The sequence below is a fragment of the Erythrobacter sp. JB1-15 genome, assembly GCF_057365035.1.
This window is the reverse complement of sequence record NZ_CP200295.1, coordinates 3,008,580-3,024,239: the sequence shown is the minus strand read 5'-3', so window position 1 is coordinate 3,024,239 and position 15,660 is coordinate 3,008,580. Positions and strand designations below refer to the sequence as shown.

At 56.6% G+C, this 15,660-nt stretch carries 7 protein-coding genes; 4 read left to right on the top strand and 3 right to left on the bottom strand.

All coding sequences use genetic code 11. The features are described 5' to 3' along the window. Positions 1-8: 8 nt before the first annotated feature. Entirely contained in the window at positions 9-875 is an 867-nt protein-coding gene (locus AC0V6L_RS14560) for an alpha/beta fold hydrolase (RefSeq protein ID WP_486154889.1), read from the bottom strand. Between the two features lie 142 nt (positions 876-1,017). Beyond that, complete coding sequence (locus tag AC0V6L_RS14555; protein ID WP_486154888.1) at positions 1,018-2,715, bottom strand: PHA/PHB synthase family protein; 1,698 nt, start codon at positions 2,713-2,715, stop codon at positions 1,018-1,020. A 283-nt stretch (positions 2,716-2,998) separates the two neighbouring features. On the opposite strand from AC0V6L_RS14555, the gene AC0V6L_RS14550 reads away from it, so the two are divergent. The 4 genes from AC0V6L_RS14550 (at position 2,999) to lepA (ending at position 12,727) form a co-directional block, all read left to right on the top strand. Beyond that, a complete protein-coding gene (locus AC0V6L_RS14550; protein WP_486154887.1) occupies positions 2,999-5,206 on the top strand; it encodes a putative bifunctional diguanylate cyclase/phosphodiesterase in 2,208 nt (735 codons plus the stop codon). A 121-nt stretch (positions 5,207-5,327) separates the two neighbouring features. Next, positions 5,328-8,099, top strand: coding sequence for an EAL domain-containing protein (locus AC0V6L_RS14545; RefSeq protein ID WP_486154886.1), 2,772 nt, complete (start codon positions 5,328-5,330; stop codon positions 8,097-8,099). Positions 8,100-8,274: 175 nt separating this feature from the next. Continuing rightward, positions 8,275-10,530: a putative bifunctional diguanylate cyclase/phosphodiesterase gene (locus AC0V6L_RS14540; protein ID WP_486154885.1), complete on the top strand. Its 2,256-nt coding sequence runs from the start codon at positions 8,275-8,277 to the stop codon at positions 10,528-10,530. A 379-nt stretch (positions 10,531-10,909) separates the two neighbouring features. Then, positions 10,910-12,727, top strand: coding sequence for a translation elongation factor 4 (gene lepA / locus AC0V6L_RS14535; RefSeq protein WP_486146515.1), 1,818 nt, complete (start codon positions 10,910-10,912; stop codon positions 12,725-12,727). A gap of 132 nt (positions 12,728-12,859) precedes the next feature. Here lepA and AC0V6L_RS14530 read toward each other — a convergent pair whose 3' ends face one another. Continuing rightward, complete coding sequence (locus AC0V6L_RS14530) at positions 12,860-15,250, bottom strand: hypothetical protein (protein ID WP_486154884.1); 2,391 nt, start codon at positions 15,248-15,250, stop codon at positions 12,860-12,862. Between the last annotated feature and the right edge of the window lie 410 nt (positions 15,251-15,660).

Genomic DNA, 15,660 nt, shown 5'->3' with positions numbered 1-15,660 from the left:
ACCGCCTTTTACGCAGCCTGTTTTTCGGTCCGTTCGGCTTCTTCGCTGGTTGCCGGACGATCGAGGAATTCGCGCATCGCGGCCACGCATTCTTCCTTGTGGCTCAGCAGGAACAGATGTCCGCCGCCTTCCATCACCACCAATTCTGAATTGGGGATCAGCATGTCGAGGAATTTGCCATTAGCGAGCGGCACAATCGCATCATCATCGCCCATCATGATGAGCGTGTCCTGTTTCATCAAAAACGGCAAAGCAGGCGCGCTTGACCAGCCCAGCATGCAGAGCAGCTGATACATATAACCGCGCGGGCTTGGGGGTTTCAGCCGCGACATATGCCCGCCTTTGCCCGAAGATTTGCCAAGCCCTTCGCCATACAGCGTTTCGAAATTGGCGATCATGAAATCGGGATCGATATAGCGGCGCGGATTGGCCATTTTGGTGAGAGCTTTGGGACTGCCCGGCATCATCAGCATGCCTGCGCTGGTCGCGATCAGCACCACGCGGCGTGTGCGGCCCGAATGCTGCATGGCAAAGTGCTGCGCCATGCCTCCGCCCCAGCTGATGCCCATGACATCAACCGTGCCAACGCCCAGTTGATCGAGCAATTGCGCCGCCGTCCAGCTCATCGTGAAGGGATTATACGGCATCAGCGGATCGGGCGATTCGCCAACGCCGGGCATGTCAAACATGATAAAGGCGCGTTCGGGCAAAGCGTCTGCCAGCGGAGCCACCGCTTCGATATTGGCGCCGATCCCGTTGAAGAACAAAATAGGCGGATGATCGCTAGATTGATCGAGCCGCCACGTAGCAGTCCGTAGCGTCCGCCCGCCAACCTCGCGCATGCTGACATGCGCATTTTTCATACCGTCTGACACGTATTCCCGTCCTTTTTCAGCGTCCCCAGCACCCCTGGCGATCCCTGCCATAAGGCCCCTTTGGGGTTGGAGAGCACCCTCGATGATCCCTAACGAGGATGCTCTCCACAAGCTGCAAACGCGTTAATCTGAGCCGGTTATATCAGACTTCTTCGACGACGTAGAGTCCCGGCGCACTTTCGAGCGGGGGATGCGCTTTGCTGCCAACAGTTTTGGGAGCGGCTTTTTTGGTGCCAGAGCGTTTCTGGATCCATTCCATCCATAACGGCCACCAGCTGCCTTTAACCTCTTCGGTGCCCTGCAGCCATTCATCAGCGGTTTCCGGCAATTTGCCGCGCTTTTTCTGGACGAAATATTTCGCCTTGGGATTGGTTGGCGGGTTCAAGATCGCCTGCATGTGGCCCGATTGGCTGAGCACATAGGTCACATCTTTTGAACCGAACAGCTGGGTTGACCGATATGTCGCTTTCCACGGCGTGATATGATCGGTCACTCCGCCAAGGATGAACAGATCTGCGGTCACATTGGTAAGGTCAATCTTGTGATCGGCCATTTCGGTGTTGCCGGGCGTGGAAAAGGCCAATTCCTCATACAACGTCAGAAAATCGCCCATCAGGCTGGCGGACAGATTGGTCGCATCCGCATTCCAGAACAACACATCGAAGGCTGGCGGGTCCATACCCAGCAGGTAGTTGTTGATGACATAATTCCAGATGAGATCATTGGGCCGCAGCCAGGCAAAGCCGCGCGCCAGATCATCGGCTTTGATAACGCCTTTCTTCGCCGCACGCTGCTTGGCGAGCTGAATGCCGTTCTGGCTGACCAGCGATCCGGCCTCGATATCGGTGGCCTTGGGATGCAGCACGCACACCATCAAAGTCAGCGTGCCCAGGATGTCGTTACCGGTCGCCGCCAGCTTGGAGGCAAGCACCGATGCGGTCTGTCCGCCCGAACACCCGGCAGATACGTTGACTGTCTTTGAACCGGTAATTTCGGACACGATCTCCAAGGCCTCTTCGCAAGAAGCGATGTAGTCGGCCATATCCCATTTGCCTTGTTCCTTGGACGGGTTGCGCCAGGAAATGACAAAGGTTTGAATGCCGTTATCAACTTGCCATTTCACCACCGATTTTTCCGGCGACAGATCGTTGATATACATCTTGTTGATCTGCGGCGGGATGGTGAGCTGCGGGGTGGCGTAAACCTCATCGGTGGTCGGTGCATAATGCACGAGCTCGTACATTTCAGTGCGGTGGACGACATTGCCTTTGGATGTCGCGATGTTTTCGCCCAGCTTAAACGGGCGCTTGTCCACCTGGCTCACCATGCCTTTGTTATGGACGATATCGTTATAGGCGTTTTGCAGACCCTTTATCAGCGACAAGCCGCCTGAATTGATGATCTGTTTTTGCGCAATTGGATTGCCTGCCAGCGTGTTGGTGGGGGCAAGGCTGTCGATTATGATGTTTGAGATGAAATTGGCGCGGTTGCGTTCCAGATCGTCCAGTTCCAGCTCTTCGATCCAGCCGCTGATCCCCTTTTGCACGGCGAGGTAATATTGCGCGCCGGCTCTGAAAAACGGATTGAACTGCCAGGCGGGGTCCATAAAGCGTTTGTCTTTGGGATGGGGGGCAAGCTCGCTTTTGCCGGTCATGATTTTGACCATGTCCTCACCCATGGTTTGAGCATGGCGCATGATCCTGCCGGGATCCGACGCGGTCTCGCGCAATAACAACGCAACCGCGCTGACAAAATCCTCACGCGCAACGCCGACCAGCGGGCCAAGCGCATTGGTGGATTGGGCTGCTTCGTTCTCCAACTTGACTGTTTCGTGCGCCATTATGTCCCCTCTGCCATTACAGGCCTGTGCGGGTGGTGATCTGTGTCACTCGCCCTTAGTTTTTATCGTGCTTGTTCTACGCAAACATCTTCTTTGTGTTCCTTGTGCCGCCCAATGCGGGCCATTTCAACCCGGTCGCTCACGGCGCACCCGCCAGCGCAGGCATGCCGATAACAGATATGCGGATAAAAGGTTCGGTCAGGATTACCGTTTCTAAATCCTTCCCCGTTATCGCTCCTCCGGCAATATTGAGTGTTACTCCTGATCAAGGCATTAGTGAACAATGGCGAGCCTGCTTTCGCGTCTTACCAAAGGATCTGAGCCGCCGGCCGAGACGGCGGACGAACCAGCTGCGTTCAACCCTATTGCGCTGAAGGATCAGGCGCGCCGTGTTGCTTTGCTTGACAGTCTTGAGACATCCGGGCTCGGGTGGTTTTGGGCGAGCGATGCCGAAGGCCGCATCACGTACATGACTCCAGCTGCGCTGGAGAAACTGGAGCTCGACGAAGACGATGTGCTTGGCCAGCAGGCCTCAGATTTGTTCGAGGAGGATAACGAGGCAGAGCGCGACGAGGCGCAGCGACCTTTGCGGTTCCTGTTTGCAGCGCGCAATTCCATTGCATCAAGCGCGGTTAAACTGACATCGGGCGACAAGGAGGCCTGGTGGGAGATATCGGGCAAACCGCATTTCGACAGCGAAGGCGAATTTGCCGGCTATCGCGGCAGCGCCAAGGATATCAGTCACGCGCACCAGAACCGGGTTGATGCCGAACGCTTGTCACAATTCGATTCGCTGACAGGCCTGTCAAACCGTCACCGCATGGCGCGCAATCTGACGTCCACTTTGACCGCGTTCAAATTGGCCAAACGCAGCTGTGCTTTGATGATGCTTGATCTGGACCGGTTCAAGCAGGTGAACGACACTTTGGGCCATCCAGCAGGCGATGAACTGCTGAAACAGGTTGCAGCCCGGATCAAACGGATCATCGGAGACAAAGGCGAAATTGGGCGTCTGGGCGGCGATGAATTTCAGATTATCCTGCATGACATGGATGATCGCGGGGATCTGGGCGATTTGGGCCAGCGGCTGATCCAGATGATTTCGCAGCCTTATTCGATCGATGGCAGCCGCGCGGTGATCGGTTCATCGGTGGGTATCGCGGTTGCGCCCTATGACGGGATTGAAACCGAAGAGCTTGTCAAAGCGGCTGACCTTGCGCTGTATGCTGCCAAAGGCGGCGGGCGCGGCCAGCACCGGTTCTACACTTCTGACTTGCAGGACAAAGCCAGCCACCGCCACCAGATCGAGGCTGATCTGCGCGATGCCACCGCAAAAGGCGAGCTGGAAATGCATTACCAGCCCATTGTCGATGCAACCACGCACGAAGTGGCGTGCATGGAAGCCCTGATGCGGTGGAATCACAGCGAGAGAGGTATGATTTCGCCTGCTGATTTCATCCCGGTTGCTGAAGAAGTGGGCCTGATCCGCGAATTGGGCGAATGGGCTCTTACCGAAGTGTGTCATCAGGTGACGATGTGGCCAAACGGGGTCAAGGCCGCAGTCAATGTCTCGGCTGTGCAATTTGCTTCGGATGATTTTGTCGAAATCGTGCGCAATGCGCTTAAAAAGACGGGCGTTAATCCGGGGCAGATCGAACTGGAAATCACCGAAAGCGTGTTTGTCGGCGATGTCGAACGCACATTGCGCGTGTTTAAGGATCTGAAAGCTTTGGGCGTGCGCCTGTCGCTTGATGATTTTGGCACAGGCTATTCCTCGCTCAGCTATCTGCGCGATGCGCCATTTGATAAAATCAAGATAGATCAGAGCTTTGTGCGCGGTTGTTCAAGCGGTTCCAACAACAATCTTGCGATCATCGCGGCGGTGGTCAGCCTTGCCAGTGTGCTCAATATGGAAACCGTTGCCGAAGGCGTGGAAACCAAGGATGAGCTGGCCGCAGTGCAAAAACAGGGTGCGACGCATTTGCAGGGCATTTTGTTTTCGCGCGCCGTGCCTCTCGAAGATGTGCTGGCGCATTTCGATAAAGGCGATCTCACCTATGTTCCGCGCGGGCCGGAACGCTACCGCGAAGAACGTCGCACCGAATTTCGCAAGATTGGCCTTATACACGGCGATCACCGCTACACCGTTTTTCTGCGCAACCTGTCGAAGACCGGCGCGAAAATCGAAGGTTTGCTTGATGTCCCGTTAGGCACAAGCGTTGTGCTTGATCTGGGCGGCGGCCAGCTGGCGGTTGCCATTGTGCGGCGTTCTGAAGGCTACAGTCAGGGCGTGGAATTTGAAAACCCGTTGATCAGCGATGGGGCGGATGGATTGTGTACCCGCCACCGGGTGTCGCCATACCAGATGGAGATGGCAGGGCGTCCGTTACAGGCGCTAAAAGACGATTCGTATTCCGGTTTGATGCATGCTCGACCGACCACGCCCAAGGCCTTTATCGAAGTGCAGCCCGCACTCAAAAAGCGGGACTGACATCAATCGTAATCACACCGCCGGGACTTTTTCGGCCTGATAGCCGGACATCCATTAAAAATCCTTGATTTAGTGCTCCGGGTTAACCGTTTTTCAAATGGGTAAGCGCCATTGACCGTGGATGACTAACCGCGCCCTTAATCCTGCCAGCGCGCCGTCCGATGACGGCGGTGTGCTTGCGCGTAAGGATGACGCGGAGATAGTGGCGAACGGTGATGGAACGCGGCCCGGTCGCCGGTCCCATGGCGATCCGTCTCAAACCAAGAATAAGTCCTCAAAAAAACGCGATTTTGGTCACCGTAAAGCCGATGACAGACGCCGCCCTGTGCGCGATCTGTCCGCGGCTTTGGACGCAAACGACCTCGATGACGGGATCGAACGCCCCGCTCACCATTTTTACCTGCCGCGCAATCCTCGCGGGATGGCGCTGTTTATCGCGCTGACCTATGTGATCGCCGCGTGCGTTACAGCAAAAGTTCCCTCGGGATTGCCGATTATTGCCGGTCTTGTGTCCGTGGGTGTGTTTGCATTCGGAGAACGTCTGGCAAGAATGGAGCGCAATGCGGGGCTTTCGCGAATGGCCCGCTTTGCTTTGCTATTTACTGGGGTGATTATCCCGCTGGTTTGTGCGGGATATGTTTTTGCAAGCTGGGTGCAATACGGGCTTGCCTGGCAATGGGCGATCGGGTCGGTCGTGTGCATCAATGCGGCATCTGCGGCTTTGTTCGGCACGCGGATTGTATCGCTGTTTTGCGCAAAGCTTGCCGTGTGGGCGGCGTTTGCCTCTGTGAGTTATACATTTGTCACGGTCACCGCATTGATCGGGGCCGCGCTGGCGCTCATTCTGGTTGCGCGGTTTGAATGGCAGGCTGCAGAAAAGCGGCGAGTGGCGATTGATGCGCGCGAACGCGTTGCCGCGCGCGCTGAAGACATTTTGCGCAGTTTTGAAGAAACCGGGCCCGGCTGGTTCTGGGAAACTGACCGGCGCGGCCTTATCAGCTATATCTCCCCGTCCGCCGCCGCCGTAATGGGCCGCACTCCTGATGAATTGCGCGGCACCCCGTTAAGCGAAATTGTCGATGCAGCCCCCGGCGCAGTGGCGGCGGAACGCAGTCTTGGCTTTCACTTGTCTGCGCGTTCTGCATTCAAGGAACTGGAACTGCGCGCCGCTGGCACGGACCGGCTGTGGGCGCTGACAGGCCGGCCCGTCTATGACAGCTTTTCAAACTTTTGCGGGTTCAGAGGGCACGGCACAGACCTCACCGAAAAACGCAGCAATGAACAAGAAGTCACCCGGCTTGCGCATTATGACAGTCTGACCGGACTGGTGAACCGCGCGCAGATGAGCGATCTGCTCGATCAGATCCTCTCCGCCCCGCAGGAACGCGAACGGGCCTGCACAGTGCTGATGCTGGATCTTGATCGGTTCAAGCAGGTCAATGATACGCTGGGCCATCCCGCAGGCGATGCTTTGCTGAAACAGGTGGCGCAGCGGCTGGAGCGGGTGCTTGATGGGATCGGGCGCTGCGGCAGACTGGGCGGCGATGAATTTCAGGTGCTGATCCCCGGCAATCAAAGCCGGGATAAACTGGGCTTTCTCGCGCGTGAAATCATCAATTCGCTATCGCAGCCATACACAATCGAAGGGCAGGGCGTGATCATTGGTGCATCGGTGGGCATCGCGCTTGCCCCTGCCGATGGCAGCACCAGCGAAGAGCTGATCCGCAATGTTGATCTGGCACTCTATGCGGCCAAGGATGCAGGGCGCGGGGTGCATCATTTTTATGACAAAACCCTGCATTCCGCTGCCGAGGAACGCGCGGAACTGGAGCAAGACCTGCGCGAGGCGATTACGCGCGGCGAATTGGAGCTGTATTACCAGCCCGTCGTCAACACATCGACCGAAAAGATCACGGGGTTTGAGGCGCTTATGCGGTGGGAGCACCCACGCCGCGGCTGGCTTTCACCTGATAAATTTATCGCCGTTGCAGAAGATGCAGGGCTGATCGATCAACTGGGTCAATGGGCGCTGCGCACGGCGTGTGAGGATCTGGCGCGCTGGCCTTCGCATATTCAATGCGCGGTCAATGTGTCGCCGCTGCAGTTTTCAAAGAAAGAACTGCCCACAATCGTCGCCAATGCGCTGGCGCATAGCGGGATATTGCCTTCGCGGCTTGAGCTTGAACTGACCGAAAGCGTGTTTCTAAACGACAGCGCAGGCACCGATGCCATGTTCAAAGCGCTCAAACGGGTCGGCGTGCGATTGGCGCTTGATGATTTTGGCACAGGCTATTCCTCGCTCGGCTATTTGAAGAAAGCGCCGTTTGATAAGATCAAGATTGACCAGAGCTTTGTGCGCGGAGCGACCGAGCCGGGCAGCCGCAATGGCGCGATCATTGCCTCGATCAACTCGTTAGCCGAAGCGCTTAACATGGACACAACGGCTGAAGGCGTTGAAACGCTTGATGAGCTGGAATTGATCCGAAAACTGGGCTGCAGCCACGTTCAGGGTTACATCTATCACAAGCCTGTCGGCATGGAGGAAGCGAGCGCACTGGTTGAGGGGACCGGCGTTGCCGCAGCCGAAGGCCCCAAATCCGCGCGCGGTCAGCGTCAGGTTCTGCTCAAACGGATATTCATCAACCACAATGGCAATCGCATGCCTGCCACTTTGCGCAATCTGTCTTCGGGCGGCGCGATGCTGGATGGCTTGTGGAATCTGCCCGAAGGCGCAACGGTGCAGATCGAATTCAGTGCCCAATCAAGCGCGCGGGCCATGGTGCGCTGGTCGGTTGAAGACCGTGCAGGAGTGGAATTCACTCTGCCGCTAAGCCGCCGCGCCGATGGGACATTTGAAGTCCTCGCAGGTGCCCGCCTCGCCGCATCCGGGTGATGGTCCCGCAAGCGCCGCCTGCCGCCCAGCAAGCGCGTTTTACGCGCGCGTAAATTTTAGTGAACACAGACGCGCCAGCATCTCGGTGTTAGCACAATAATAACCAACCGGATTTAGATATCCTTTGTCTTCGCGCCCGTGCCGGGCCGGACACACAGAAGAAGGACGTTTGCCGGTGCCCTTTAAGGGTTTCTTGTCATCCAAATCGAATGGCTCGTCATCTGGCAGCCACAAACGCGGTGGGCGCAGCAGCGCGGCCGCGCAGGATTTTGATGCGTCCAGCGTATTGTCTGACACCGAAAAACTCAGCATGCTCGATGAACTGGAACGCTCCGGCCTTGGCTGGTTCTGGGCCAGCGATGCGTCTGGTCAGCTGACATATTTGAGCGCGGCGATTGCTGAACGCATTGATGTGCCGCTATCCGATTTGCTGGGCCAAGCGATGGCGAGCACATTCGAGCCTGCCAATCGCGAAGGACGGACAAAATCGCTTCCCCTGATGCTGGGCGCGCGCAAGGCGTTTTCAGGCTTTGCTCTTCGCGCGGTCAAAAAGCCTGATGGCGCTGTGCTGCGGCTTTCGGGTCAGCCGGTTTTTGACCGGTCCGGTGAATTTGCTGGCTTTCGCGGAACAGGCGCAGACATCACCGAAGAATTCCACCGCGAAGAAGAAACCGCGCGGCTGGCAAAATTCGATTCGCTCACAGGTCTCGCCAATCGTCACCGCATGGCGCACATGATCGACACAACGCTGACGGCGTTCAAATCGGCCAAGCGCAATTGTGCGATTATGATGATGGACCTTGATCGGTTCAAACAGGTCAATGACACTCTGGGCCATGCCGCTGGTGATGAGCTGCTTAAACAGGTCGCCACCCGGCTGGGCCGCGCGATTGAGCGTGATTGCGAAATTGGCCGCTTGGGCGGTGATGAATTTCAAGTGATGATCCCCGACGTCGATGATCGCGGCGAACTGGGCGATATTGCGATGAAGATCATCGACATGCTGCGCCAGCCTTATTCGCTTGATGAAGGGCGCTGCGTCATCGGGGCCTCTGTTGGCATCGCGATTGCGCCGCATGACGGCGTGACCTGCGATGAAGTGGTCCGATCTGCCGATCTGGCGCTCTATGCGGCCAAGAATGGCGGGCGAGGGCAGTATCGTTTCTTCTCAGGCGATCTGGAAAACGAGGCATTGTTCCGCCGCCGGCTCGAAGAGGATCTGGGCGCAGCGGTGCGCGATGAGCAATTGTTTCTCGAATACCAGCCGATTGTCGACACCAAGACGCAGCAAGTGCGCACATTGGAAGCTCAGGTGGGCTGGAACCATGTGCAGCGCGGCCCGATTGTTTCCGAAGAATTCGCGCAAATCCTCGACGGGTCCAGCCAGACCACTGAGGTGGGCCTGTGGTCGATCAGAGAAGCGTGCCGCAACGCGACCAAATGGCCCGACAGCGTGCGGGTTTCGGTCAATGTAGCGCCTGCTCTCATCAATTCGCAGGACTTTGTCGAAAAAGTCGCCGATGCACTGGCGGATGCGAAATTGTCAGCCACCCGGCTTGAGCTTGAGATAAGCGAAGCGGTGTTCTTTGGCGATACCAATGCGGTTGACCGGGCGCTTGGCGCGCTGTTCAAACTGGGTGTGCGGCTGACGCTCGACGAATTCGGCAGCGGCTATTCCTCGCTCGCTTATCTGCGCCGCGCGCCGTTTGACAATATCAAGATCGATGAAGGCCTGATCGCCGAAGCCGATCGCAAAGCCGAAGATGGCCTCAAAACCGATGCCGATAATGACGGGCTTGGCCTGATCCGCGCGATTGTGGCGCTGGCGGGAGCGATGGAAATGGACACCATCGCAAACGGCATCGAAAGCGAAGCGCTGAACAAGGCGCTGGTCGAATGCGGCGTCAAATTTGTGCAAGGTCCGATTTATTCCGACCCCGTCAGCGCCAAAACGGTTGAGCGCGAACTGATCGGCGAAACCTGGAAAATCGCTCCCAGCGGCGACCGGACGAAACGCGCGCGCCGCCGCACCGTGTTCCGCAAGATTCAGGTCATTCACGATGATCACTCCTACGAAGTGACGTTGCGCAATCTGTCGCGCACCGGCGCCTTGATCGAAGGGTTGATGGATGTGCCCAAAGGCACGCAATTCGTGGTTGATCTGGGCGGCGGGCAATTGGCCGTCGCCACTGTCATCCGCACCAGCGGCGATACGCAGGGCCTCGAATTTGAACAAAGCCTTGTCGATGATGGATCAGGCGGACTTGTCACGCGCAACCGCGTCTCGCCCTATGCGCTGGCTTCTGCCGGAGCGCCCTTGGCGGCGCTGTCGCAGGGCAATTATGCTGGGATGGAAGGCGGATTGCTCGACCCATCGGCCAGCGTCCCTCAGTTTGGCTATGCCAATGCGGTGAAGACAGAAGCGGCGTAGGGTCAGGATGTATGAATCACGTGGGCGTGGTTTGAAGCAATCGGCCCTGTTGCGAGGAGCGAAAGTGCGGGAAGTGCGGCGCACTTTCTAGCTTTCGAGACGCTGCAATATGGCCGATTGGTCAAATCCCTTCAGGGACGCCAAAATGACTTCGATCTCGGCCAAAACTGCCTTTGGCAAAGGCAACCAGCCTTCCCAGCAGGCAGCTTCGCCCGATATCTTCGTCATTTTGACGCCACGCCCACGTGATTCATACATCCTGACCCTAACTCCGTATCTTCGGGGCGAGCAGACGCTGGCCCCATCCAGATCATCTGTTTTGGGTCTTGCAATATTCGCGAATGACATTGGCAATCGCCATCGCTAGATCGCAGAGCATATGACTGACCTTTCCAAAATCCGCAATTTCTCGATTATCGCGCATATCGACCACGGCAAATCCACGCTTGCTGATCGGCTGATCCAGTACACGGGCGGCCTGACCGAACGTGAGATGTCCGAACAAGTGCTCGACAATATGGACATCGAAAAAGAGCGCGGCATCACGATCAAAGCGCAAACCGTCCGCCTCAATTACACCGCGAAGGATGGCGAGACCTATCAGCTCAACCTGATGGACACGCCGGGCCATGTCGATTTCGCTTACGAGGTATCGCGCAGCCTTGCCGCGTGTGAGGGCGCTTTGCTGGTGGTCGATGCAGCGCAGGGGGTTGAGGCGCAGACGCTCGCCAATGTCTACCAATCGATCGAGCACGACCACGAAATCGTGCCCGTCATCAACAAAATCGACCTGCCTGCAGCAGAGCCCGAGCGCGTGCGCGAAGAGATTGAGGAAGTTATCGGCCTTGATGCATCCGAAGCCGTCCTGTCCTCTGCCAAATCGGGCATTGGCATCGAAGACGTGCTCGAAGCGGTCATTGCCAAAATCCCCTCTCCTACCGGTGAGCGGGACAAGCCGCTGAAAGCCTCGCTGGTCGATTCGTGGTACGATCCCTATCTCGGCGTCGTCATCCTGGTGCGCGTGATCGAAGGGGAGCTTAAAAAAGGGCTCAACATCCGGTTTATGCAGGGCGGCACGCAGCACCTTGTTGACCGGGTCGGCTGCTTCACTCCCAAGCGCACGGACCTTGATGACCTTGGGCCGGGCGAAATTGGCTTTATCACAGCGCAGATTAAAGAGGTCGAACAGGCCCGCGTCGGTGACACCATCACCACGGTGAAGGGCGGGGCGAGCGAGGCTTTGCCGGGCTATAAGGAAGTCCAGCCCGTTGTGTTCTGCGGCATGTTCCCGGTGGATGCAGCAGATTTTGAAAAACTGCGCGAAAGCATCGGCAAATTGCGCCTGAATGACGCCAGCTTCAGTTTCGAGATGGAAAGCTCAGCCGCGCTTGGTTTTGGCTTTCGCTGCGGGTTCCTTGGCCTGCTCCACCTCGAAATCATTCAGGAACGCCTGAGCCGCGAATACGATCTAGACCTGATCACCACCGCGCCGTCCGTCGTCTACCGTTTGCAGCTCAGCAAATCGAAGACGGAAGAGGCGAAGGAGATCATGCTTCACAATCCCGCCGACTGGCCCGACACCAACCGGATCGAGATGATCGAGGAGCCGTGGATCAAAGCGGTTATCTACACCCCCGATGACTATCTCGGATCGATCCTCAAACTGTGTCAGGACAGGCGCGGCATCCAGACCGACCTGACGTATGTGGGCGGGCGTGCGCAGGTGACATATGAGCTGCCTTTGAACGAGGTCGTCTTCGATTTCTACGACCGGCTGAAAAGCATCAGCCGCGGCTATGCCAGCTTTGACTATGAACAGATTGGCCTTCGCGAAGGCGATCTGGTGAAAATGAACATCCTCGTCAATGCAGAGCCCGTCGACGCGCTGTCGCTGATCGTCCATTCGGGCGTCGCGGAAGAGCGCGGCCGCGGCATGTGCGAACGGCTAAAAGACCTGATCCCGCGCCACCTCTTCAAAATCCCCGTCCAAGCCGCAATAGGCGGCAAAATCATCGCCCGAGAAACCATCGCCGCGATGCGCAAAGACGTGACCGCCAAATGCTATGGCGGCGACATTTCGCGCAAGAAAAAGCTGCTGGAGAAGCAGAAGAAGGGTAAGGCGAAGATGCGGGAATACGGAAATGTGAGTATTCCGCAAGAGGCGTTTATTGCCGCGCTGCGGATGGGGGAGGAATAAGCGAAGGCGCCTAACGCCGACGCTTTCGCAGAAAGCGACAAGTTAGAAGCCGGTGCGTGCCAGCGCATTGCGGAACGGCGTGTGGCGGCCGCGAACACGGTTTCGTTAGAATGAATGTTTCCACTCCGTGGACTATTCTGGCAAGAAGCCTAGCTCAAAAACCATCGGGCGCAGCTTTTCGGAAAGCGCGGCGTAAGCTGATTTGAATGGATCAAAATCAGTCAATTGCGTGTCGCCGTAAGCCTCGAGCGCGCGGCGAACCTGATACCAACCGGCATCGGCGCGGTTGAGTTTCAGGTCTTCGCGAATGCGGTTGGGAAAGCTGGTGGCGTGATACTTGGCCCATAGCTTGCGGCCCTCGTCGAGCACGGCCTGCGCTTCGCAAGAGAAGGGCATGCTCTCCATATAGCGCGCGAGAAAGTCGCTTTCAAACCGCGCTTTCGCGCCCACTTCGCTTTCCGTGTAGGGGATAAAGTGATTGGTGAGCGACCATGTGCGATCGTTCCACTCCAGCCCATCGGCCCCGGCTGTGAGGTTGCTGCCGTTGAACAACATCCAGACGAGGCAATCGGATTTGAACTCATCAGTGAGCGGTTCGCTGGGTTGCAGAAACTGGTCGCAATCGTTGAGCCATGTGGGTTTGATAAGCCGGCGGACCGAGAAAACGATAGCAGCCTGCCAGAGATTGTCCTCCGTTAAGTAGAGCCCCCCGCCGTTTCCTCCTGTGTAGATCGATGAGGCAACCAACGTTTCTCCTCCAGCATGCTGGAGGTCATTGTTGCTTGCATAAAGATAACCGAGTGCGCCTTCAAACTGTCGCTTCCGTCGAGGATTCTCTGATACCTTCAGCGCATTTGCGAGTGGCAGAGCACGAGGACCATTCGCTACCGGTGGATTGATCCAGACATTGAGCAGTTCTTTGTTCGGACGAGCCACATAGGTTTTCTCGCCAATGATGTTTCCTGTTTTGTCAAGAACATCAACCTCTACCTCTTCGATTGGCTCTTCGACCCTTTGATCCCAGATTAGGAAGCCAATCGGAAAATTGCCTTTCAATCCATCAAACGCTTTGCTGTGGACGACAAACCCATCAAGGAATCGCGCTTCCCAAGTCCCGCGAAACTTCTCAAAATTTGGCTTATTTATATACTTGAGCTTGCTTATCATCGCTAATTTTGAGGTCGGAAGTTCAGAATCAATTCGGACAAGAAATTGTATAAACAATTCCTTGCTCGCGTAGCCAAGGGCCATCTCTTTCATTAAGTTGTTTATGCGCGTTCGTTCGACACCTTTTTTGTTCTGGTCGCCTTTGCCTATTCCGGCTCCAGTTTCCGCATAAGGCGGATTAATCAGCACCAAGATCGGCTTCGCGCCCTTCTTCCCCTCACGCGCCGCCGCTATCGCATCCCGCAACCCCTGCGGCAGTTTGTCCGACAGGGAATAATCAATTTCGCCAAAATCGGTGATGTCGTCATTCAGATAATCGTACTGAAAAATCTCCGCACCGGCGAAAGCTGGGTTGGAGCGCATGATCGTTACGTCTTCGGGATCCAGCGTGGACATATAGACGTTGCGAAGGTTGGAGTGCTTGGCCTCCAGATTGCCCACCCCTGCGCACATATCCCACACGATGTATCGGCTCTGCCAATTCTCGCCCAAGGTCGCGGCCAGCTGGTCATAGGCTTTGTCAACGATATGCAGCGGCGTGTAATACGCGCCCTTGAACTTCTGATCGTCGATGGGAAGCAGGCTGTCGCGCCGCTCCAGCAGATAGTGCCGATATTCCTTTACCGGCGGGCGGTGGTAGATTTTCCAGAAATTGTAATAGCCACGCTCGCTGGCGAGATCGTAGGTTTCGCCGTGCAGCAGGAAGACCGGCTTTTCGCCATCATACAGTAGCCGCGCGGGCAGATTGGTCATCGCCGCGTTCTCGCCGTCGTGCATGATATCGGCGAAGAACAAAACGGCGTAATCCGCCTCGCTCGTCACGCCCAGTTCTACGCCGACCATCTCTACCCATTTATCAAACACCTGCCGCAAATTGTCGGGCGTGATTTGCGTGCGGATGATGCGGCCTTCTTTGATCGCATCCTTGGTTGCCTTGATAAATTCCTCTTCGTAACCCTCGATCTCGTAGAGGACGAAATGGCTTTCGACATAAGGCGCGATTTTGGCGGCGAGCGCTTTGTCCGCCTTGGAGCCTGATTTGGGCCAATCGATGGTCTTATCGTCCAGGATCGGCATGGCGTGCGTCGTCGCCATCAGCGCGGCTTTTTCGCGGTCAATCACGCACAAAAAGCCGGGTATCGCCTCCCCGCGCTTGCGCGCCGCGCGCACATAAACCAGCAATTGGGCAAACATCAAAAGCGGCGGGGTGGAGCCTTCTTTGGCTTCGAACCAGATTTCCGGCGTCTGGATATCAACAAGGCCTTTAAAGACGCTCTTCAGGCCGAGAGCCTTGATATAAGCGTCTTTGACGTCTTCTTCGGTTCTTGCACGTTGGAGTTCTTGATAGAGGCTCATTCCCCGTTCTATCCATGGAAGTGAATGGAATAACAAGCGACTTGAACACACAAGAACTTTAACACATTGGTCGCGATGCGTTGCGGCGCATGACCTTTGACTTGAGCTTGCTCCGCAACCGCAACCGCAACCGCAACTGCAACCGCCTGCGCTAGGCGCGGGGCTTCACTCCCAACCCTCATCCTTAAGCGAGTGCACCATCTTCGGCTCTAAAGCGGCGTCACTTTCCTCGGTGTTGACCTGCCTTTGGCGAGCGGCGTGCTATTTTCTCACGGGCAGAGCACAAAAATGAACGCCAGCCCTTCGACAAGCTCAGGGCGAGCGGGGGAGGGGTGCGGTGTGTCGTTTCGCCTTGTCTGCGAACTTGCACTCGCGCGCTCCGGCATTTTCCTACACTGCGCACAGCGTCT

Excerpts from the sequence above, each read along its gene's own strand:
- AC0V6L_RS14555 (WP_486154888.1), bottom strand. The coding sequence starts at position 2,715 with ATGGCGCACGAAACAGTCAAGTTGGAGAACGAAGCAGCCCAATCCACC.
- AC0V6L_RS14550 (WP_486154887.1), top strand. The coding sequence starts at position 2,999 with ATGGCGAGCCTGCTTTCGCGTCTTACCAAAGGATCTGAGCCGCCGGCC.
- AC0V6L_RS14545 (WP_486154886.1), top strand. The coding sequence starts at position 5,328 with ATGACTAACCGCGCCCTTAATCCTGCCAGCGCGCCGTCCGATGACGGC.
- lepA (WP_486146515.1), top strand. The coding sequence starts at position 10,910 with ATGACTGACCTTTCCAAAATCCGCAATTTCTCGATTATCGCGCATATC.
- AC0V6L_RS14530 (WP_486154884.1), bottom strand. The coding sequence starts at position 15,250 with ATGAGCCTCTATCAAGAACTCCAACGTGCAAGAACCGAAGAAGACGTC.